This is a genomic window from Vibrio mexicanus, from assembly GCF_001012815.1.
GTDB classification, from domain to species: Bacteria; Pseudomonadota; Gammaproteobacteria; order Enterobacterales; family Vibrionaceae; genus Vibrio; species Vibrio mexicanus.
Map to the genome: position 1 here is coordinate 103,587 of NZ_JYJP01000143.1, position 21,637 is coordinate 125,223.

The window sequence follows — 21,637 nt, forward strand, 5'->3', positions numbered from 1 at the left end:
CATGAAAGCTCTCATTAAACTACTTTCGAATAACGGTAAGGCTCTTATTGGCCTAGCAATTATCAGTGTTTTTATCTTTGGTGCTATCTTCGCGCCGCTTATTACTAAGCACGCGCCAGACCGTAAAACTGGTAATCCACATGAATACCCAGCTTTCGTAGTTAAAGCTGCACAAAACAACCCTGACGGTTGGGTTGCACAAAACCTAGCAGATAACCGCCGTACATTACTGATGTCTAAAAAGGCTGATCACGTACTAGGTACTTCACGTATGGGTCGTGACGTGTGGTCTCAGGTTGTATACGGAACTCGTACTTCTTTGGCTGTTGGTTTTGGCGCAGGTATCGTTGTATGTTTCCTAGCAACGGTAATTGGTGTATCAGCAGGTTACTTTGGTGGTCGAGTTGATGACGTACTCACCGCGGCTATGAACATCATGCTAGTAATACCGCAATTCCCATTACTGTTTGTAATCGCCGCCTTTATTGGGCAAGCGGGGCCATTAACCATTGCGATAGTAATTGGTGTGACCTCCTGGGCCTGGGGTGCACGTGTTGTTCGAGCCCAAACACTATCACTACGTGAGAAAGAATTTGTTAAAGCGGCTGAAGTATTGGGTGAATCTTCATGGCGTATCATCTTTGTAGAAATCCTACCTAACCTAGTGTCAATCGTTGGTGCAAGCTTCATCGGTTCTGTAATGCTAGCAATCATGACAGAAGCAACGCTATCGTTCCTAGGTCTTGGCGACCCAAGCAGCATTAGCTGGGGCGTAATGCTTAACAACGTACGTACGTCTTCATCAATGCTTGTTGGCGCTTGGTGGGAACTACTTGCTCCATGTATCGCACTTATCTTTATTGCAATTGGTCTTGCGCTTCTTAACTTCGCAGTTGATGAAATCGCAAACCCGCAATTACGTTCTCACAAAGGCATGAAACGCTGGAAGAAGCTTGCAGAGCAAGACAAAGCTGAGCGTAGCCCAGAACTACCACCACAAAATGCACTATGGAGCGGAGATAAATAATCATGACTGAACCACTAATTTCTATCCGCAACTTATGCGTAGACTACATTACAGAAGCTGGCGACGTTCGTGCTTGTAACAACGTTAGCTTCGACATCGCACCAGGTGAAGTGTTTGGCCTGGCGGGTGAATCAGGTTGTGGTAAATCAACCGTAGCATTCTCACTAATGCGTCTTCATAAGCCGCCAGCATTTATCACCGGCGGTGAGGTTATCTTCAATGGTGAAGATATCCTCAAATACAGCGATGAGCGCATGACAGCGTTCCGCTGGAGCGAAATGTCAATGGTTTTCCAAAGTGCGATGAACGCTCTAAACCCAGTACTTACAATGGAAGAGCAGTTCTGTGATGTCATCATGCGTCACACTAATATGACGCGTGAACAAGCAAAACGCCGTGCAGAAGGTCTACTGGAAATCGTTGATATTCACCCTAACCGTCTGAACGACTACCCTCACCAGTTCTCTGGTGGTATGCGTCAGCGTTTGGTTATCGCGATTGCACTCGCTCTGAATCCGAAAATGATCATCATGGATGAGCCTACAACAGCACTTGATGTGGTTGTACAACGCGAAATCCTACAGAAGATCTACGCACTGAAAGAAGAATTTGGCTTTGCAATTTTGTTCATCACCCATGACTTGTCACTAATGGTCGAGTTCTCCGACCGTATCGGCATCATGTACTCTGGTGAGCTTATCGAAGTCGCGCCATCGAAAGAGATTTTGACTACACCATACCACCCTTACACGAAAGGTCTGGGTAGCTCTTTCCCTCCATTAACTGGCCCTAAGACCAAGCTAACTGGTATTCCAGGCAACCCATTGAACTTATTAGAAGTTCCACAAGGTTGTCGATTCCAGGCACGTTGTGACCGAGTACATGAAGCGTGTACTAAGGTTCCAACTACGCTACGTCAAATTGAGCCAAACCGTTTATCGAACTGTCACCTTTACGGTGAGCCAATTGCTCAAGCAAAAGTGTAAACAGCGATAGATAAATAAGAAGTATAAGTTTCTGGAGACAATTATGAGCAAACAATATGGCGAGCTACTCGTAGAAGGGAAAAATGTCGTTAAAGATTTCCCTCTTAACAGCAACTCTCTAAAGCAAACAAAGATGCGCGCAATTAATGACGTGTCTTTCAAAATGTACAAAGGTCGCGGCCTATCAGTTGTTGGTGAATCAGGTTCTGGTAAATCAACAACGGCAAAAATGATCGCGAAGATGTACGCACCAACCGAAGGTGTGATCGAGTACAAGGGGCGTGATATCCAAGATATCACCTCTCGTGCAGACCTGATGCACTACCGTGAAGGCGTGCAGATGGTGTGGCAAGACCCGTTTGGTTCTCTTAACCCAACGCACAACATCTTCCACCACATTGCGCGTCCGTTGCTTATCCACAAGAAAGTAACACCGGGCAATAAAAAAGAGCTACAAGAACGCGTTTACGATCTTCTTGAACAAGTAGGCTTGATTCCACCAAAAGAGACGGCAGAGAAGTTCCCTCATCAGCTGTCTGGTGGTCAACGTCAACGTGTCAACCTAGCGCGTAACATTGCAGTAGGTGCAGAGGTTGTACTCGCTGACGAACCAACTTCGATGCTGGATGTATCGATTCGTGCAGGTGTTCTTAACCTGATGGAAGAGATGAAGTTTGAGAAGCAAATGTCACTTCTTTACATCACGCACGATATCGCAACTGCGCGTTACATCGCTGAAGATCTTGCGGTTATGTACGTAGGTCACATGGTCGAATGGGGTGACACTGAAGAGATCATCCACGATCCTCAACACCCGTACACGCAGCTTCTTGTTTCTGCCGTGCCAGATCCAAGCAAGTCAATTCACGAGAAGCTGAAAGGCAACAAAGGTGAAATCCCACTTTGGACGCAGCATCTGTCGGTTGTCCATTTGCGGGCCGCTGTACTCACGCGACTGAACAATGTCGTGAGCAACTTCCGGGTGTGACTCAGCTATCTGAAAACCACTTCGTACGCTGTTACCTATACGAATAATTGCACAATAAGGCTCGACGGCATTCCGTCGAGCCTCTTTTAGCTTTTACTGACCCCAATAATAACAATAATATTTTCCGGAGAGATTCAATGCTGCTACTCACCAACCACATTGGTTATGAAGCAACAGGCCCAAAACAAGCCATTATCATGACGAGCAAAGCCCGCCTTTCCTCTTATAATGTTCTGCTTGTATGCGCTAAAGGCCACCACACAGTCGCTACCCTTGATGTAGAAAAACACGGGAAAGTAGCGAACTGGCATCAGGGTTACTTTTACAGCATCGACTTTAGCCAAGTGAATCTTTGCGGAAAATATTATCTTCGTTTCGACAACATCAAATCAGATACTTTCGAGATCGGTAACAACATCCTTATGGATAAGACGTTTTCCGATTTGTTGCACTACTTCAAGTCTCAACGATGTACTGGCATTTTTGACCAAAAGGACAAGCAAGTACCGCTGCTAGGCACTAATACTACTGCCGACGTGCGTGGCGGCTGGTACGATGCTTCTGGTGACGTAAGTAAGTACTTAAGTCACCTTTCTTACGCCAACTACCTAAATCCACAGCAGATCCCAATGGTGACTTGGAATATGCTCAAAGGTTTAGAAGATTTAAAACACCACTCAGATTTTGCTCCGTTCTCTCGTACCCGCCTCATGGAAGAGGCGTTAGTGGGTGCTGATTTCTTAACCCGGATGCAAAATTCTGAGGGTTATTTCTACATGACCGTGTTCGATAGATGGAGCAAAGATATCGAGCAACGTGAAATCTGTGCTTATGAGACCCAAGACGGCCACAAGTTCGATGATTTTGAAGCGGGCTTCCGTCAAGGTGGTGGGGTATCTATCGCCGCCCTTGCTGCAGCGGCTCGCCTAGACGTTCATGGCGACTTAGACCAAGCGACTTACCTAGAGAAAGCAATCAAAGGTTACGACCATTTAAAAGAGTTCAACCTCAAGTACCTCAATGATGGTCAAGAAAATATTATCGACGAATACTGTGCACTTTTAGCGTCGGTCGAACTTTACCGCTCAACACAAAACAACAAATACTTACTCGAAGCACGTATTTGGGCAGAGCGTTTATCAAACCGCCAGTCTACTGATAGCGAATTTGAACACTTTTGGTCGGCAAATAGTGACGGATCACGTCCTTATTTCCATGCCGCTGAAGCCGGTCTTCCCGTGATCGCATTAGTCGAATACATCAATTGTGAAACGGACGATACGTTCAAGAACGCGGCAATCCAAACTGTGGAACGTGCCGTGCAGTTTGAACTAACTATCACTCAAAAAGTCACTAACCCATTTGGTTATCCACGTCAGTACGTTAAGTCAGTTGATGGTGACAAACGTGATGCGTTTTTCGTTGCTCAAAACAACGAGAGTGGATATTGGTGGCAAGGTGAGAACGCGCGCTTAGCATCACTGGCAGCAATGGCATATACCGTCATGCCAGTAATCTCCAATGCAGAGCTAGCTAATCAGCTTACTGCTTACGCGCAAAATGCACTCAACTGGATTGTGGGTTTGAACCCATACGATATGTGCATGCTCGATGGCCATGGTCACAACAACCCTGACTACCTCCCACAACTTGGTTTTTACAATGCCAAAGGTGGTGTGTGTAACGGCATTACAGCCGGTTTTGACGATGAACTGGACATTGCATTCAATCCAGAAGGCCAGAAAGATGACATGCTACAAAACTGGCGTTGGGGTGAGCAGTGGATCCCTCACGGAGCGTGGTTCCTATTCGCGGTAATCAAGCAGTTCAAGCATCTTTCTCAGGAGCAAAACTAATGGCAACTTACTACGTTGGAATTGATGGCGGCGGCACTTCTTGCCGTGCACGAATTCGTGATGAACAAGGTCTTCTTGTCGGCGAAGGGAAAAGTGGTAGTGCAATATTCTATTAGGTGTAGAGGTAGCAATGGCCTCTATCACTGAAGCGATTACGATTGCAGCAGCACAAGGTGGGCTAACAACATCCCACTTTGGTCAAATGCATTTAGGTCTTGCGCTGGCTGGCGCGGAGCAAAAAAACGCTTGGGTTAAGTTCATGGAATTGGAACACCCATTCGCAAGTGTCACCCTTAACACCGACGCTTACGGCGCATGCATTGGAGCCCATAACGGTGAAGATGGTGCGATCATGATTGGTGGTACTGGGTCTTGCGGTATTTACATTCAAGGATCGGAGCAGTTTGTCGTCGGTGGGCGTGAGTTTCCGATTTCAGACCAAGGTGGTGGTGCCGTTATGGGACTACGCCTGATTCAGCAAGTACTGTTATCTGTTGATGGCATCGTGCCAAAAACGGAACTAGCACAACATGTACTAAACCACTTTGATGACAATGTTGACGCAATTGTTGACTGGTCAAAAACAGCCATACCTAAAGATTATGGTCAATTCTCTCCAGCAATTTTCGAGTATGCCAACCTAGGTGACAGCTTGGCGATGGAAATGTTAAAGCAAACAGCTAGTGACATTGAGATGTTTCTTATCGCTCTAAATCGCAAAGGGGCCACTCGCATTTGTTTAATGGGAAGCATCGCAGAGCGAATCAAAGCATGGTTATCGCCTCCAGTTCAAAACTGGATCGTTGAACCACAATTCGATGCTATTGAAGGTGCCATCATGTTTGCTGGCAAACCAGAACATAATCTGTATTAGGGAGAGACCATTATGAACTACCGTATTGATTTAGCCGTCCTCTCCGAGCAAAAACAATTCTGCCGGTTTGGACTTACTTTGCACAACCTGAGTGACCAAGACGTCACTGACTGGTCTATTGAATTTCTGATGGATCTGTTTATCCAACCAGACAGCATTACTCATGGCGAGTTAACTCAGATTGGTAGCTACTGTTTACTCAAACCTGAACTCGACGTATTGAAGGCAAACCATCACTTCTATTGTGAGTTCAGCATCAAAACGACACCGCTTCGTTTCTACACTGATGGCCTAAAAGATGCGGCGCTTGTTTGCGGTGCTCCTGCGCAACGCCACCAAATTGCATTGACTCCAATTGCGCTGGCTTCACCACTCAAAAACAGAGCTGAAGTACACCCTGTTATTGCAAGCGATCTGCCAATCATTCCTAAGCCGAAGTCAATTAAGCAAACGGAAGGGACTTATAGCCTAACCTCTACAAGCCAAATCACCATTCACTCTGAAATTGCAGAAAAAGCGGCGAAATGGTTAGACGGTGAGTTGATCAGTCTGTTTGGCTTCAAAGCAAACTCAATTGGTAAGAGCGACATTGTATTCAAGGCAAACCCTACCCTAGACGAAGGCGCCTATCATCTTGTAGTGAACGCTCAAGGTATTTCTTTGGAGTCCGGTTCTTCTCTGGGCTTTGTCCACGCAAGTGCCACTTTATTGCAAATCGTAAAACCGATTGACGGTACTAACGACCTAACCGTTCCCTATATTGATATTCGTGACGAACCTCGCTTCAAATACCGCGGCATGATGTTGGATTGTTCACGTCACTTCCATCCGGTCGAGCGTGTTAAACGTCTAATCAATCATTTAGCGCATTACAAGTTTAACACCTTCCATTGGCACTTAACCGATGATGAAGGCTGGCGAATTGAAATTAAATCCTTGCCTCAGTTAACTGAGATTGGTGGTTGGCGTGGCAGCGACCATGTGCTTGAGCCGCAATTCAGTACGCTGATTGGCACACATGGCGGCTTCTATACGCAAGAAGAGATCAAGCAGGTTATCGAATACGCTCTCGAGCGTGGCATCACCATCATTCCTGAGATCGACGTACCTGGTCACTGTCGTGCAGCTATTCAAGCACTGCCGGAGATGCTGATTGATCCTGAAGACAAATCGGCTTACCGCAGTGTTCAGAACTATACCGACAACGTGTTATCACCGGCTATTGAGGGCACGTACGAGTTTCTCGACAAAGTGCTTACCGAAGTTGCAGAGCTCTTCCCTGCGAAATGGGTACACATTGGCGCAGACGAAGTGCCAGATGGTGTGTGGGTCGATAGTCCAAAATGCCATAAATTAATGGTTGAACACGGCTACCAAGATATCAAAGAGCTCCAAGGTCATCTTCTGCGCTACGCAGAGCAGAAGCTTCGCTCTCTAGGTAAGCGCATGGTTGGCTGGGAAGAAGCTCAGCACGGCAACAAAGTGAGTAAAGATACTGTGATTTACTCATGGTTGAGCGAAGAAGCGGCTCTAAACTGCGCCAAACAGGGCTTTGACGTGATTTTGCAGCCAGGTCAAATGACTTACCTAGATATGGCACAAGATTACTCACCAGAAGAACCAGGCGTCGATTGGGCGAATGTGATTCCTCTAGAACAAGCTTACCGTTATGAACCACTGGCGGAAGTGCCAGACAACGATCCAATTCGCAAGCGCATCTTAGGCATCCAGTGTGCATTATGGTGCGAAATTGTTACCAACCAAGATCGTATGGATTACATGGTCTTCCCACGTTTAAGTGCACTAGCCGAAGCGTGTTGGACTCATAAATCTGCACGAGACTGGGATGATTACTTAACACGGTTAAAAGGTCACTTACCTCTGCTGGATATTCAGCAAGTTAACTACCGAAACCCGTGGAAATAAACCAATTTGTTCAAGCCTAACCCTACATTAATTTGGCTTGGCAGTTTTCACTAGCATGAGTTTTAGCTGCGTTGCTTGCAGCTTATTAAAAAGGAAATGACAATGAAATACGGCTATTTCGATAACGACAATCGTGAATACGTCATCACTCGACCAGATGTTCCAGCGCCATGGACTAACTACCTAGGCACGGAAAAATTCTGTACTGTTATCTCTCATAACGCAGGTGGTTACTCGTTCTACAACTCACCAGAGTACAACCGCGTTACTAAATTCAGACCAAACGCTACATTTGATCGTCCAGGACACTACGTTTACCTGCGTGACGATGAAACAGGTGATTACTGGTCAATCTCATGGCAGCCAGTCGCGAAGAGCCTAGACGAAGCAAGCTACGAAGTTCGTCACGGCTTGTCTTACTCGAAATTCAAGTGTGAATACAACGGCATCACTGCAGAGAAAACGCTTTTCGTACCGAAAGGCGAAGATGCAGAAGTCTGGGATGTTGTGATCAAAAACACGTCTGATAAGCCACGCACTATCAGCGCATTTTCTTTTGTAGAATTCTCATTCAGCCACATCGCATCAGACAACCAAAACCATCAGATGTCTCTATACTCTGCTGGTACTGAGTACAAAGATGGCGTGATTGAGTACGATCTCTACTACAACACTAACGATTTTGAAGGTTTCTACTACCTAGCTTCAACATTCGACCCAGATTCATATGACGGTCAACGTGATAGCTTCCTTGGCCTATACCGTGATGAAGCAAACCCAATTGCGGTTGAACAAGGTAAGTGTACTAACTCTGCTCAAACTTGTTACAACCACTGTGGTTCATTGCACAAGCAATTTGTTATCCAGCCTGGTGAAGAAGTACGTTTCGCATACGTGCTAGGTATCGGTAAAGGTAACGGTGCTCGTCTACGTGAAAAGTACCAAGATCTTGCCAACGTAGATGCAGCATTTGCTGGCATCAAAGCTCACTGGGACGAGCGCTGTGATAAGTTCCAAGTGAAATCGCCAAACGAAGGTCTGGACACAATGATCAACGCTTGGACACTATACCAAGCAGAAACCTGTGTCGTTTGGTCTCGTTTTGCATCCTTCATCGAAGTAGGTGGCCGTACAGGTCTTGGTTACCGCGATACTGCGCAAGACGCAATCTCAGTACCACACGCGAACCCAGCCATGACTCGCAAGCGTATCGTTGATCTTCTTCGTGGGCAGGTTAAAGCGGGCTACGGTCTACACCTATTCGATCCAGATTGGTTCGATCCAGAAAAAGCAGACGTTGAACCATCTAAGTCACCAACGGTTGTTCCAACACCTTCAGATGATGACAAGATCCACGGCATCGAAGACACATGTTCTGATGACCACCTATGGATCGTACCAACCATCTGTAAGTACGTGATGGAAACAGGTGAGACCGAGTTCTTTGACGAAGTCATTCCATACGCAGACGGCGGTGAAGCAACCGTTTATGAGCACATGAAAGCCGCTCTAGATTTCTCAGCAGAATACGTGGGTCAAACAGGTATCTGTAAAGGTCTGCGTGCAGACTGGAACGACTGTCTAAACCTTGGTGGTGGTGAATCTTCAATGGTTTCATTCCTGCACTTCTGGGCACTTCAAGAGTTTATCGACCTTGCTAAGTACCGCGATGACCAAGCAGACGTTGATAAGTACACCACAATGGCTGAAGGCGTTCGCCAAGCGTGTGAAACTCACCTTTGGGATGACGAGGGTGGCTGGTACATCCGTGGTCTAACAAAAGATGGCGACAAGATCGGTACTGCGCAACAAACTGAAGGCCGTATCCACTTAGAGTCAAACACTCTTGCTGTTCTATCTGGCGCCGTTTCTCAAGAGCGTGGTGAGAAAGCGATGGATGCGGTTGACGAGAACCTATTCTCTGAGTACGGCTTGCACCTAAATGCACCATCATTTGCAACACCTAACGATGACATCGGTTTCGTAACGCGCGTATACCAAGGCGTTAAAGAGAATGGTGCAATCTTCTCGCACCCGAACCCATGGGCATGGGTAGCAGAAGCGAAGCTTGGCCGTGGTGACCGTGCAATGAAGTTCTACGATGCACTAAACCCATACAACCAAAACGACATCATCGAGAAGCGGGTCGCTGAACCTTACTCATACGTACAGTTCATTATGGGTCGCGATCACCAAGATCACGGTCGTGCAAACCACCCATGGCTGACAGGTACTTCAGGTTGGGCTTACTTTGCCGTGACTAACTTCATCTTAGGTGTTCGTACTGGTTTCGATGGCCTAACAATCGACCCATGTATCCCAACTTCATGGCCTGGCTTCGAGGTAACTCGTCAATGGCGCGGTGCGACTTACAACATCAAAGTTGAAAACCCAAGCTCTGTAAGCAAAGGCGTTAAGTCTATTACTGTAAACGGCCAAGCGGTTGAAGGCGCGGTTCCAGTACAAGCTGAAGGCAGTGTCAACGAAGTCGTTGTTGTACTTGGTTAATCAAATAGGGCGCTAAATTAGCGCCCTACTTTACTCACCTTCATAACTGCCATTTCAATGTCATCAAATAGGCATAGAAAGGCTCTAGGGTTTAACAAAGAGCTAGGCACAAGGTGAACTTGAAAGGATTAAAGAATGATTAAATTTGGTACAGGTGGCTGGCGTGCATTCATTGGTGAAGAGTTCACCAAAGACAATGTTCGTTTAGTAGCGCAAGCCATTTCTAATATTATTAACGCAGAAAATGTCGCTGATAAAGGCTTTGTAGTGGGCTATGACCGACGTTTTCTATCAGATAAAGCAGGCCGTTGGTTTGCCGAAGTACTTGCAGGCAACAACATTACCGTAAGCTTCATCGATAAATTTGTCCCAACTCCAATTGTCATGTTTAAGGCAAAAGAGATGGGCTGTGCATATTCAGCGTGTATCACCGCTTCTCACAACCCTGCCGATTACAACGGTATTAAGGTGTTTATCGAAGGCGGCCGTGATGCTGACGAGATCATCACAGAGAAGATCGAGTCTCAAGTATCAACCCTCACTCAAGATCAAGTCACCAGCGTTGACTTTGAACAAGCGGTTGAAGACAAGCTGATCGACGTGATCAACCCGATGAACGAGTTTGTTGATTCGATCATCGACTTCATCGACATTGAAGCGATCAAAAAAGCCAACCTTCGTGTGCTAATCGATCCTATGTTTGGTGTAGCAAAAAACGCGCTACAAACCGTATTGATCAATGGCCGCTGTGATGTAGACGTGATCAACGACGGCAAAAACCCGGACTTTGGTGGCTTGATGCCATCACCGAGTGCAGCAACCCTTTACCGTTTGAAGCACCTAGTTGCAGCCGAGGGCTATGACATTGGTATCGGTACCGATGGTGACGCTGACCGACTTGGTATTATTGATGAAAAAGGCGACTTCATTCACCCGAATGAAGTGCTGATTCTTCTTTACTACTACCTACTAGAATACAAAGGCTGGAAAGGTTCAGTGGTGCGTAACATCGCAACCACACATATTCTCGACAAGATCGCAGCCGATCATGGTGAGAAGAGCTTTGAAGTTCCAGTTGGCTTTAAGCACATCAGCTCTCAAATGGAAGCCGATGATTCGCTTATTGGCGGTGAGAGCTCGGGCGGTTTAACTATCCGTGGTCATATCAAAGGTAAAGACGGCGTGTTCGCATCTAGCCTATTGGTTGAGATGATCTCGGTAACGGGTAAGAAGCTATCTGAGCTACTCGAAGAGATTTACTCTAAATACGGTTACGCATACACAGCGGAAGGCGATTGCACATTCAAAGCAAATCAAAAGCAGGCTCTGTATGACAAGATCTACGTAGAGAAACAGCTTCCAGATTTCGAATTTGAAATCGAAAAAGTCAGTTACGAAGATGGTGCGAAAGTGTACTTCAAGAACGGAGGTTGGGTTATTGCTCGATTCTCTGGTACTGAGCCACTACTTCGTATCTTTGCAGAGATGCAAGACAAAGACACTGCGGAACGTGTTCTTCAACAGGTAAAAGAGTTTCTTTCTCTTTAGTTGTTACCACCCGCTCACCTGAGCACCCTATAGGTGAAGAACACTTGCCCGGCCTTGAGCCGGGCTTTTTTATGTCTAATGATTTAGATGTAGTAACCCACTACTACCCATAAATGTAAATAGATTGTTAAGTTTGAACTCCAATTATCAAAAATGGAGATTGAGCATGGCAAACGTACTAATTATCGCAGGCGACTTTGTTGAAGATTATGAACTGATGGTTCCGTTTCAAGCGCTGCAAATGGTTGGACACCAAGTTGACGTTGTCTGCCCAGGAAAACAGATCGGTGAAACGATCAAAACCGCGATTCATGACTTTGAAGGCGATCAGACTTACACCGAGAAAGTTGGTCACCAGTTTAGCCTCAATGCAGATTTTGCTCACGTAGACGTTAATCAGTATGACGCCTTAGTAGTACCCGGTGGACGCGCTCCTGAATATCTGCGCTTGGATTCTCGAGTCATTGAAATCGTCCAAAGTTTTGCCAAGCAGCAAAAGCCTATCGCTGCAATTTGTCACGGCTCTCAGTTGCTCGCCGCCGCTAAAGTGATAGAAGGCAAGTCCATCTCTGCTTATCCAGCCTGTGCACCTGAAGTCACCTTAGCCGGCGCGACCTACGTCGAGCTTGAGATGGACCAAGCGACAACCGATGGTATCTTTATCACGGCTCCAGCTTGGCCCGCTCATCCAGCTTGGCTTGCACAGCTTCACGCACTACTCGACTAGACCAAAGGCGTAGTGAAACCTGCTCTAGGCTCACTATACTAAGTAAAAAAATCGAGTCAGGAAGGCATATGTGTGAAATTTATTCTGGAGCCGAGGAGCAACTTTTTGAGCTTAAATCGCGATCAGTTCGAATTGACGGCGTAGTAACTAGCATAAGGCTAGAAGCCGTGTTCTGGAAAATAATTGAAGATATCGCGGCCGAAGCAGATATTTCCGTCGCGGAATTTTTGACTCAAATATATAACGAAGTGATTCAACAAAGAGGTGTGTTAGGTAACTTCACCTCTTTGTTGCGTGTCGCCTGCACCACCTATCTTAATGGTGGCAAGCGGTTAGAAATCTAAAAAGCCAGTACGCCCTTAGTTTCGATGTTAACCGACACCGCCTGTCCAATTGACAACGCTTCCGATGAGCTGGCAAACAAGCGGCTACCGTTCGCATCAATCACATAGCGGCAGTGATCGCCCATGAACTGCTGTTCTAATACTCGAACTGAGCTATCTTCAACACTGCTAATCTGCACATGTTGAGGTCGTAACAGTAACTCACACTCTTGGTGAAGATTAATATCAGTTTGAGCTTGTGCTTCGACAATACCTAACTCTGTTTCAAAACCAGATTCAGATACACGCGTCGCCTTCACATAGCTACCACCGCCCAAGAAGTCTGCGACAAACTTACTTGATGGTTGGAAATAAAGATCTGATGCAACACCGTACTGTTCAATCACACCGTGGTTCATTACCGCCATCTTGTCAGAAAACGCAAAAGCCTCTTCTCGGCTGTGCGTAACGAAAATGGCCGTCACACCCTGCTCTTTAAAGATCTTACGAATCTCACGGATAAGCTCATGACGCACTTGAGTATCGATATTCGAAAACGGTTCATCAAGAAGCAGTAAGTCTGGCTTGTAGGCAAGTGAACGAGCAATGGCAACACGCTGCTGCTGACCACCGGATAGCTGGTGAGGGAAACGCTCTTTAAAGCCCGTCAAATGAACCAGTTCTAGCATTTCATCGACTTTGTCCAATTTCTCTTTTTCGCTTAAATCCTTTAAACCAAAAGAGATGTTTTGCGCCACTGTTAGGTGGGGGAACAAAGCGTAATCTTGGAAGATCATGCCAATATTTCGCTTCTCAGGGGCAACCCAATTATTACCATCGTCAATGGTCATGCAGTTCAGGCTCATGTTGCCTGAACTTAACGGAAGTAAGCCTGCAATGGCTTTTAATAGTGTTGTTTTTCCGCAACCACTGGCACCCAGTAAGCAAACAATTTCGCCATGGTCGACTTCAAGAGACAAAGACTCTAAAACCGTCTGAGTTTCGTATTGACAAGTAAGATCACGAATAGAAAGTGCGCAACTCATTAGTGACTATGCTCCAGTGAACGGTTAACAATAATTAGCGGAATTAATCCCACTAAAACCAGTAGTACCGCAGGCATTGCGGCGAGCTCTAAATGCTCATCAGAGGCGAAGTTAAAAACATAAGTCGCCAACGTTTCAAAGTTAAATGGGCGAAGTAACAAAGCTGCATTCAGCTCTTTCATCGATTCAATGAAGACCAGTAATCCGGCGATAAGCGCACCACGGCGAATGAGTGGTAAATGCACGCGTTTGAGCATCTGATTCGAGTTACAGCCCATTGTTCTAGAGGCCATATCCAAAGAAGGCGAAATCTTACTTAGACTGCTTTCTACGCTGCCAATCGCAACGGCAGAGAAACGCACTACCATGGCAAAGATGAGCGCAAACATAGAGCCTGAGAAGATAAGCCCCGGACGCTCCCAGTCCATAGAACGAGCGATGTCGTTTACGAAGTGATCCATAAACACAACCGGAACCATCACACCGATTGCCAATACTGTACCCGGAACCGCATACCCCATTGACGAAAGGCGCATGAATGCCAAGCTAGATTTGTTCGATTTAACGCGATTGTTAAAGTTGACAATAACAGCGATAAATACAGCAATAACCGCGGCAGTTAGAGAGACTTGCAAACTGTTTACCGCGTACTGACGAAACTCTTCTGTCCAACTTTGTGCGAAATATTGATAAGCATAGATGCACAGCTGAAGCAAAGGGAAGATAAACGCGATTGAGATAAGCCCCCAACACCAAGTAAGAGCCGCCCACTTTTTCCAACCCGTGAGCTCATATTTGAAGTCTTCACGGCTACTAAACTGGCTCTGAAATAACTTTTGCTTGCGGCGACTGTAGCGCTCAGCACTCAGCAAAACCAAAACAACCACCAGCATCATCGCCGAGATCTTGGCAGCTGCCGTTAAGCTATGGTAACCGAGCCAAGTGTCGTACACCGCTGTGGTTAAAGTGCTCACTGCGAAATAGCTGACGGTGCCGAAATCGCCAATGGTTTCCATTGCAACAAGCGACAAACCAACGGCAATCGCCGGTCTGACGAGTGGAAGCGACACACGAACAAAACTTTGCCAAGGGGTGCACTTTAGAATACGTGCAGACTGAAGCAGAGAAACGTTTTGCTCCATAAATGCAGCTCGACACAACAGATAAACGTATGGGTACATCACCAAAGAGAGTACCACCGTTGCGCCGCCTAATGTACGAATATCTGGAAACCAATACTCGCCAGGCCCCAGCCAGTCATATCACGCAGCATGATTTGTATTGGACCTGCAAAATCAAACCAATCGGTAAAGATATAACCAACGATATAGCCGGGCATTGCAAGGGGCAAGACAAGCGCCCACTGCAAGATTCGCTCAGAAGGTAAGCGGCACATCGCCATAAGCCATGCGCTAGGGATACCGAAAACAAGAGAGAGCAGCATGACACCTGTCACAAGCGTAACGGTGTTCCATGCGTAAGTGGGCATCACCGTTGACATAAGATGCGGAAACAAGTCGTCCGTATCGCCAATGGCGGTGTAGAAGATCGCTAAGATCGGCAAAACCAGCAGCAAAGCAACGCTTAGACTACTGGTTTTCCATAAGATGTTTTTTTCTTTCATTGCCTAACTACAACAAGGCAATATGAAACACAAATGCGTTTGCAAATACATCTCATATCCCTTTAAAAAAATAGGGTACAGTTATACCCTATATGCTTTTAAAGGTCAAATTTCACTTCATCTAGAAGGCGAATTGCAGCTGCGTGATGCTCTGCGATCTCATCTAGTGAAATAGTGTCAGCTTTGAAGTCACCCCAAGAAGCAACTAGCTCAGAACGCTCAACGCCTTCTTTAACTGGGTACTCGTAGTTCACTTCTGCGTACATGCTTTGCGCTTGGTCGCCCGCTAGGAACTCCATTAGCTTCTGAGCGTTATCACGGTTTGGAGAGTACTTAGCCATCGCCATACCAGAGATGTTTACGTGTGTACCTTCTGCATTTTGGTTAGGGAAGTTGATGTATACCGCATCAGCCCATGCTTGTTGGTTTTCATCGTTAACCATTTTGCCTAGGTAGTAGCTGTTACCTAGAGATACGTCACATAGACCTTCGTGAATCGCTTTCACTTGTGCACGGTCGTTACCTTGTGGCTTACGAGCTAGGTTCGCTTTAACGCCTTCTAGCCAAGCTTTCGCTTCAGCTTCGCCGTGGTGAGCGATGATAGAAGATACTAGAGATACGTTGTATGGGTGCTTACCAGAACGCGTACAGATTTTGCCTTTGAACTCTGGCTTAGCAAGGTCTGCGTAAGTGAAGTCGTCACCTAGCTTACCAACACGATCACGTGAAGAGTAAACTGAACGTGTACGAGTAGTTAGAGCAAACCATTCGTTCTTGTCGTCTTGGTACTGTGCAGGAATGTTTTTCTCAAGAACGTCACTCTCTACAGGCTGAACAAGACCTTTGCTTGTTAGTTCAGAAAGACGGCTAATATCAACCGTTAAAATCACGTCCGCTGGGCTGTACTCGCCCTCTTGTGCTAATGCTTCAGCTAGGCCTTTCTTAGCAAACTTAACGTTTACTTTAATGCCAGTGTCTTTCGTGAACTCGTTGAACATTGGCTCAACTAGGAAAGGTTGACGGTAAGAGTATACGTTTACTTCTTCTGCAGCAGACGCCGCGATAGGCGCCAAAGCGCTACATGCTAATGCAGAAAGAGTTAGCAATTTTTTCATTAGTCCAGTCCTTATTTGGTAATGATAACGTTTATCAGTTGCGTTATTATATTCATCATTATTAAGAATACAATGATCATAGACAAAAAAACCTGCCTATGCAGGCAGGTTTTTTAACTAATGGTTTGTAAGAAAATATTACTTCACTGATACGAACTCTGGGTAAGCACCAACACCACAATCGTGCATGTCCATACCTTCTAGTTCTTCTTCTTCCGTTACGCGGATACCAATTGTTGCTTTTAGTAAGCCCCATACCACGAGGCTTGCACCAAATACCCAAGCAAAAATTACTGCTGCACCCAGAAGCTGAGCACCAAATGTTGCGTCACCATTGCTTAGAGGCACAACCATTAAACCGAAGAAACCACATACACCGTGTACCGAGATAGCACCTACTGGATCATCAATCTTAAGCTTGTCTAGACCTACGATGCTGAATACTACCAACGCACCTGATACTGCACCGATTGCTACAGAGTAAAGCGGTGATGGTGATAGAGGGTCAGCCGTGATTGCTACAAGGCCCGCTAACGCGCCGTTAAGAATCATTGTTAGGTCTGCTTTACCCCAAGTCGTTTTACACACTAGAAGCGCTGCAATCGCACCTGCTGCTGCTGCTGCGTTAGTGTTTAGGAAAATTTGACCAACTGCCGTTGCGTTTTCAAAGTCAGACACCATTAACTGAGAACCGCCATTGAAGCCGAACCAACCGAACCAAAGGATAAACGTACCTAGCGTTGCTAGTGGCATGTTTGAACCTTGAATTGGGTAGACTTCGCCGTTCTTACCGTATTTACCTTTACGAGCACCTAGAAGTAGTACGCCTGCCAATGCCGCTGCTGCGCCTGCCATGTGAACAATACCTGAACCTGCGAAGTCACTGAAACCTGCTTCAGATAGGAAACCGCCGCCCCATGTCCAGTAGCCTTCCATTGGGTAGATAAACGCTGTCAGTACTACAGAGAAGATTAGGAAAGACCAAAGCTTCATACGTTCCGCAACCGCACCTGATACAACAGACATTGCTGTTGCAACGAATACTACTTGGAAGAAGAAGTCAGACTCTAGAGAGTGATCTGCACCTTCACCTTGCGTACCAATAAGGGTACCGAAAGACGGTAACCAACCACCTTCACCGTTATCGACATACATGATGTTGTAACCCACGATTAGGAAGGTCGTACACGCAATTGCGTAAAGACAGATGTTCTTAGTTAGAATTTCAGTGGTGTTCTTTGAACGAACAAGACCCGCTTCTAGCATTGCGAAACCTGCCGCCATCCACATTACTAACGCACCTGAAATGAGGAAGAAAAAAGTGTCTAGTGCGTAACGTAATTCCGTTACTGTTGTTGTTAATTCCATGATTATGCTCTCCAATCCTTCGAATTCTTATAGGCTTCAACGTCTAGCTCGCCAGTACGAATACGCACTGCTTGGCTCAAGTCGTACACGAAAATTTTACCGTCACCGATTTTTCCGGTATGCGCAGCTTTGCTCACTGCTTCCACCACTCGGTCTACATTTTCTGCTTGAGTTGCGATTTCCAGTTTTACTTTTGGCAAGAAATCAACTTGATACTCAGCACCACGGTATAGCTCTGTGTGACCTTTTTGGCGGCCAAAACCTTTCACTTCTGATACCGTCATACCTTCGATGCCAACATCGGCTAATGCTTCACGTACATCGTCTAGTTTGAAGGGTTTGATAATTGCGTTAATCAGTTTCATTGTGTCCTCTCCCGAAGCTCTCATCCTTTTCCTTCTATAATCCAAGTGCCGTGCCAAGTTTTTAAATTATTGATTTATATGAAGTTACTTTAACTAACCCCTCTAAAACGCAAAAAGGCCGCACCATGTTGGTGCGACCCTTTCCCTATAACAATGCATTAACATATTCTTTCACCAGTTCGGTGCAATATGTCGAGACGCTTAATCGATTAGTAGCCTAAAAAATCTTTCCAGCGTTCAATCAGCAGCTCAAAATCATCGATACCACAGCTTGCCGTACTCTCTGAGTTATAAAAGTCGAACTCACTGCCCTCTTCCAGCTTCATTTCATGATCAAGCACGTTCTCTTGAATCGTGACTTCATCGCCTTGAATGCTCAAACTGATTTCAGCGCCTTCCAAGCGACAATCACTTGAAAGCTTGCCTTGAGAATCGACAATTAAAGCTTCTACTTCAGCAATCTTGTCTCTGTCTTTGCCGATCTCCTCTTGGAGCCAGCGTCCGACTATCTCATGGCCCATGCTGCATTTCACATAGTATTCACCCATCAATGTATTTCGCGTAAATTCAAACTCCATATAGGCTCCTAATCACAGTGAATGCTTTTCTTTAATACTCGTCGCAACATTGCGAGGGCGGTGAGTATATAGCGCAAAGTGCTCCTCAACCAGATCTTCACGATCAAAAAAGCACTTACCTTTCGATAAGTGCTTTTATATTTTAGAGTGTAACCAATCCAAGATTATGCTGGTTCTTGGAAAATCACTTCATCCGCTTTCTTAGTGTACTGATCCATCTTATGGAAGTTCAGGTAACGGTATGTATCCGCTGCCGTCGCATCAATCTTCTGAGCGTACTCTAGGTACTCTTCTTTAGTAGGAATACGGCCAAGAATCGCACCTACTGCCGATAGTTCCGCTGATGCAAGGTAAACGTTAGCACCTGTACCCAAACGGTTCGGGAAGTTACGTGTAGAGGTCGACATCACTGTTGCTTTGTCAGCAACACGTGCTTGGTTACCCATACATAGAGAACACCCTGGAGTCTCGATACGTACACCAGCACGACCAAAGATACCGTAATAACCCTCTTCAGTAAGTTGGTCTTTATCCATCTTCGTTGGTGGCGCTACCCATAGGCGAGTACTTAAAGAGCCATTGAACTCTTCAAGCATCTTACCTGCAGCACGGAAGTGACCAATGTTAGTCATACATGAGCCGATGAATACTTCTTGGATCTCTGTGCCTTGAACATCAGACAGTAGGCGAGCATCGTCTGGATCATTTGGTGCACATAGAACAGGCTCAGTAATGTCAGCAAGATCAATCTCGATAACATGCGCGTATTCTGCATCAGCATCCGCAGATAGTAGTTCTGGGTTTGCTAACCACTCTTCCATCGCCGTAATACGACGTTCAATAGTACGTACATCGCCGTAACCTTCCGCGATCATCCACTTAAGCATAGTGATGTTCGAGTTTAGGTACTCTTCGATAGACTCTTGAGACAGCTTAACGGTACAACCTGCCGCTGAACGCTCTGCTGATGCATCTGATAGCTCAAACGCTTGCTCAACAGAAAGGTGCTCAACACCTTCAATTTCTAGTACGCGACCAGAGAATTCGTTGATCTTACCTGCTTTTTCTACTGTTAGTAGACCTTGCTTGATGCCGTATAGAGGAATCGCATGTACTAGGTCACGTAGCGTGATACCCGGTTGCATTTCACCTTTAAAGCGAACCAAGATAGATTCAGGCATATCAAGAGGCATAACACCTGTTGCTGCAGCAAACGCCACAAGACCAGAACCTGCTGGGAATGAGATACCTAGAGGGAAACGAGTATGCGAGTCACCACCTGTACCTACAGTATCAGGCAGAAGCATACGGTTTAGCCATGAGTGGATAACACCATCACCAGGACGAAGTGAAACACCCGCACGGTTCATGATGAAATCAGGCAGTGTGTGGTGAGTGTTAACGTCAACTGGTTTCGGGTAAGCCGATGTGTGACAGAATGACTGCATCACTAGGTCTGCAGAGAAGCCAAGACAAGCTAGGTCTTTCAGCTCATCACGTGTCATTGGGCCTGTTGTATCCTGAGAGCCCACCGTTGTCATCTTAGGCTCACAGTATTGACCTGCGCGAACACCTTCAACGCCACACGCTTTACCCACCATCTTCTGAGCTAATGTATAGCCCTTATCTGAAGCGCTTGGGTCTACTGGTTTAGCAAATAGGTCTGTATCTGCTAGGCCTAGAGATTCACGAGCACGCCCAGTTAGACCACGACCGATAATCAGTGGAATACGACCACCAGCGCGCACTTCGTCAAGAAGCACATCGCTTAGCTCAAAGTTAGAGATCACGTCGCCATCTTTACGCACAACGCCTTCATATGGGTAAATTTCAATCACGTCGCCCATGTTCATCTGTTGAACATCTAGCTCGATCGGTAGTGCGCCTGAATCTTCCATTGTGTTGTAGAAAATTGGAGCAATTTTACCACCCAGACAAACACCGCCTGTGCGCTTGTTTGGTACAAATGGGATGTCTTCACCCATAAACCAAAGTACTGAGTTAGTTGCTGATTTACGAGACGAACCTGTACCCACAACATCACCCACATAGGCAAGCTGGATACCGTCTTTTTGCAGCTCTTCGATTTGTTTGATAGGGCCAACAGTACCTGGCTCATCTGGGTTGATCCCTTCGCGTTCCATTTTCAGCATTGCTTTTGCGTGAACTGGAATATCTGGACGTGACCATGCATCAGGTGCTGGAGATAAGTCATCGGTGTTTGTTTCACCAGTAACTTTGAATACTTTTACAGTGATCTTTTCAGCCACTTTCTCTTTCGATGTAAACCACTCAGCGTCAGCCCACGATTGCAGAACTTGCTTAGCCGCTTCATTGCCTGCTTTCGCTTTTTCTTCTACATCGTAGAACGCATCAAACATCAGTAGAGTGTGAGACAGTGCTTTTACAGCGATTGGCGCTAGTGCATCATCGTCTAGAAGTGCAATCAGTGATTCAATGTTGTAACCACCTTGCATTGTGCCCAGTAGCTCTGCCGCTTTCTCACGGCTCACTAGTGGAGAAGTCACTTCGCCTTTAGTAATAGCAGTTAAGAATCCAGCTTTTACATAAGCCGCTTCATCTACACCTGGTGGGATTCGGTTTTCTAGAAGATCAAGAATGAACTCTTCTTCACCTTGAGGTGGGTTCTTTAATAACTCAACAAGTCCAGCGACCTGTTCTGCGTCTAAAGGTTTAGGGACAACTCCCTCTGCAGCACGCTCTTCGACGTGTTTACGGTAGGCTTCAAGCACGACTTTTTCCTCTCATTGCGGTTCC

Annotated in this window: 14 protein-coding genes and 3 pseudogenes; 10 read left to right on the forward strand and 7 right to left on the reverse strand. The window is 46.1% G+C overall.

Annotation, left to right across the window (positions count from 1 at the left end):
• The first annotated feature begins 1 nt into the window (after window position 1).
• The 10 genes and pseudogenes from UA76_RS21115 to UA76_RS21160 all read left to right on the forward strand — a co-directional run bounded on the left by UA76_RS21115 (window position 2) and on the right by UA76_RS21160 (window position 12,784).
• Complete coding sequence (locus tag UA76_RS21115; protein ID WP_047049816.1) at window positions 2-1,027, forward strand: ABC transporter permease; 1,026 nt, start codon at window positions 2-4, stop codon at window positions 1,025-1,027.
• Window positions 1,028-1,029: 2 nt separating this feature from the next.
• The gene (locus UA76_RS21120; protein ID WP_047049817.1) at window positions 1,030-2,013 is read left to right on the forward strand and encodes an ABC transporter ATP-binding protein; all 984 of its coding nucleotides are present in this window, start codon (window positions 1,030-1,032) and stop codon (window positions 2,011-2,013) included.
• 43 nt (window positions 2,014-2,056) lie between these two features.
• Window positions 2,057-3,048 (forward strand): annotated as a pseudogene (locus UA76_RS21125) (ABC transporter ATP-binding protein).
• A 90-nt stretch (window positions 3,049-3,138) separates the two neighbouring features.
• Entirely contained in the window at window positions 3,139-4,857 is a 1,719-nt protein-coding gene (locus UA76_RS21130; protein WP_047049818.1) for a glycoside hydrolase family 9 protein, read from the forward strand.
• Window positions 4,857-5,731, forward strand: a pseudogene (locus tag UA76_RS21135) (glucosamine kinase nucleotide-binding domain-containing protein). Before UA76_RS21130 ends, UA76_RS21135 begins: the two are co-directional and overlap by 1 nt.
• Window positions 5,732-5,743: 12 nt before the next feature.
• Window positions 5,744-7,657 carry a beta-N-acetylhexosaminidase gene (locus UA76_RS21140; RefSeq protein ID WP_047049819.1) on the forward strand — a complete coding sequence of 638 codons (1,914 nt, stop codon included), beginning with the start codon at window positions 5,744-5,746 and terminating at the stop codon, window positions 7,655-7,657.
• Window positions 7,658-7,759: 102 nt separating this feature from the next.
• A complete protein-coding gene (locus tag UA76_RS21145; RefSeq protein WP_047049820.1) occupies window positions 7,760-10,165 on the forward strand; it encodes a glycoside hydrolase family 94 protein in 2,406 nt (801 codons plus the stop codon).
• Between the two features lie 135 nt (window positions 10,166-10,300).
• Window positions 10,301-11,713, forward strand: a complete 1,413-nt coding sequence (locus UA76_RS21150; RefSeq protein WP_047049821.1) for a phosphoglucomutase/phosphomannomutase family protein — start codon at window positions 10,301-10,303, stop codon at window positions 11,711-11,713.
• Between the two features lie 166 nt (window positions 11,714-11,879).
• Window positions 11,880-12,440 carry a DJ-1/PfpI family protein gene (locus UA76_RS21155; protein WP_047049822.1) on the forward strand — a complete coding sequence of 187 codons (561 nt, stop codon included), beginning with the start codon at window positions 11,880-11,882 and terminating at the stop codon, window positions 12,438-12,440.
• Window positions 12,441-12,508: 68 nt separating this feature from the next.
• Window positions 12,509-12,784: a ribbon-helix-helix domain-containing protein gene (locus UA76_RS21160; protein ID WP_047049823.1), complete on the forward strand. Its 276-nt coding sequence runs from the start codon at window positions 12,509-12,511 to the stop codon at window positions 12,782-12,784.
• Here the strand turns inward: UA76_RS21160 and UA76_RS21165 are convergent.
• The 7 genes and pseudogenes from UA76_RS21165 to acnB all read right to left on the reverse strand — a co-directional run bounded on the left by UA76_RS21165 (window position 12,781) and on the right by acnB (window position 21,612).
• The gene (locus UA76_RS21165) at window positions 12,781-13,809 is read right to left on the reverse strand and encodes an ABC transporter ATP-binding protein (RefSeq protein ID WP_047049824.1); all 1,029 of its coding nucleotides are present in this window, start codon (window positions 13,807-13,809) and stop codon (window positions 12,781-12,783) included. The genes UA76_RS21160 and UA76_RS21165 overlap by 4 nt on opposite strands.
• A pseudogene (locus UA76_RS21170) lies at window positions 13,809-15,433 on the reverse strand (ABC transporter permease). The gene UA76_RS21165 and the pseudogene UA76_RS21170 overlap by 1 nt, the downstream one beginning before the upstream one ends.
• 98 nt (window positions 15,434-15,531) lie before the next feature.
• The gene (locus tag UA76_RS21175; protein ID WP_047049825.1) at window positions 15,532-16,548 is read right to left on the reverse strand and encodes a Fe(3+) ABC transporter substrate-binding protein; all 1,017 of its coding nucleotides are present in this window, start codon (window positions 16,546-16,548) and stop codon (window positions 15,532-15,534) included.
• A gap of 138 nt (window positions 16,549-16,686) precedes the next feature.
• The gene (locus tag UA76_RS21180; protein WP_047049826.1) at window positions 16,687-17,916 is read right to left on the reverse strand and encodes an ammonium transporter; all 1,230 of its coding nucleotides are present in this window, start codon (window positions 17,914-17,916) and stop codon (window positions 16,687-16,689) included.
• Between the two features lie 2 nt (window positions 17,917-17,918).
• Complete coding sequence (locus UA76_RS21185) at window positions 17,919-18,281, reverse strand: P-II family nitrogen regulator (RefSeq protein ID WP_047049827.1); 363 nt, start codon at window positions 18,279-18,281, stop codon at window positions 17,919-17,921.
• A 209-nt stretch (window positions 18,282-18,490) separates the two neighbouring features.
• The gene (locus UA76_RS21190; protein WP_047049828.1) at window positions 18,491-18,859 is read right to left on the reverse strand and encodes a YacL family protein; all 369 of its coding nucleotides are present in this window, start codon (window positions 18,857-18,859) and stop codon (window positions 18,491-18,493) included.
• Window positions 18,860-19,023: 164 nt separating this feature from the next.
• Window positions 19,024-21,612 carry a bifunctional aconitate hydratase 2/2-methylisocitrate dehydratase gene (acnB, locus tag UA76_RS21195; protein ID WP_047049829.1) on the reverse strand — a complete coding sequence of 863 codons (2,589 nt, stop codon included), beginning with the start codon at window positions 21,610-21,612 and terminating at the stop codon, window positions 19,024-19,026.
• Between the last annotated feature and the right edge of the window lie 25 nt (window positions 21,613-21,637).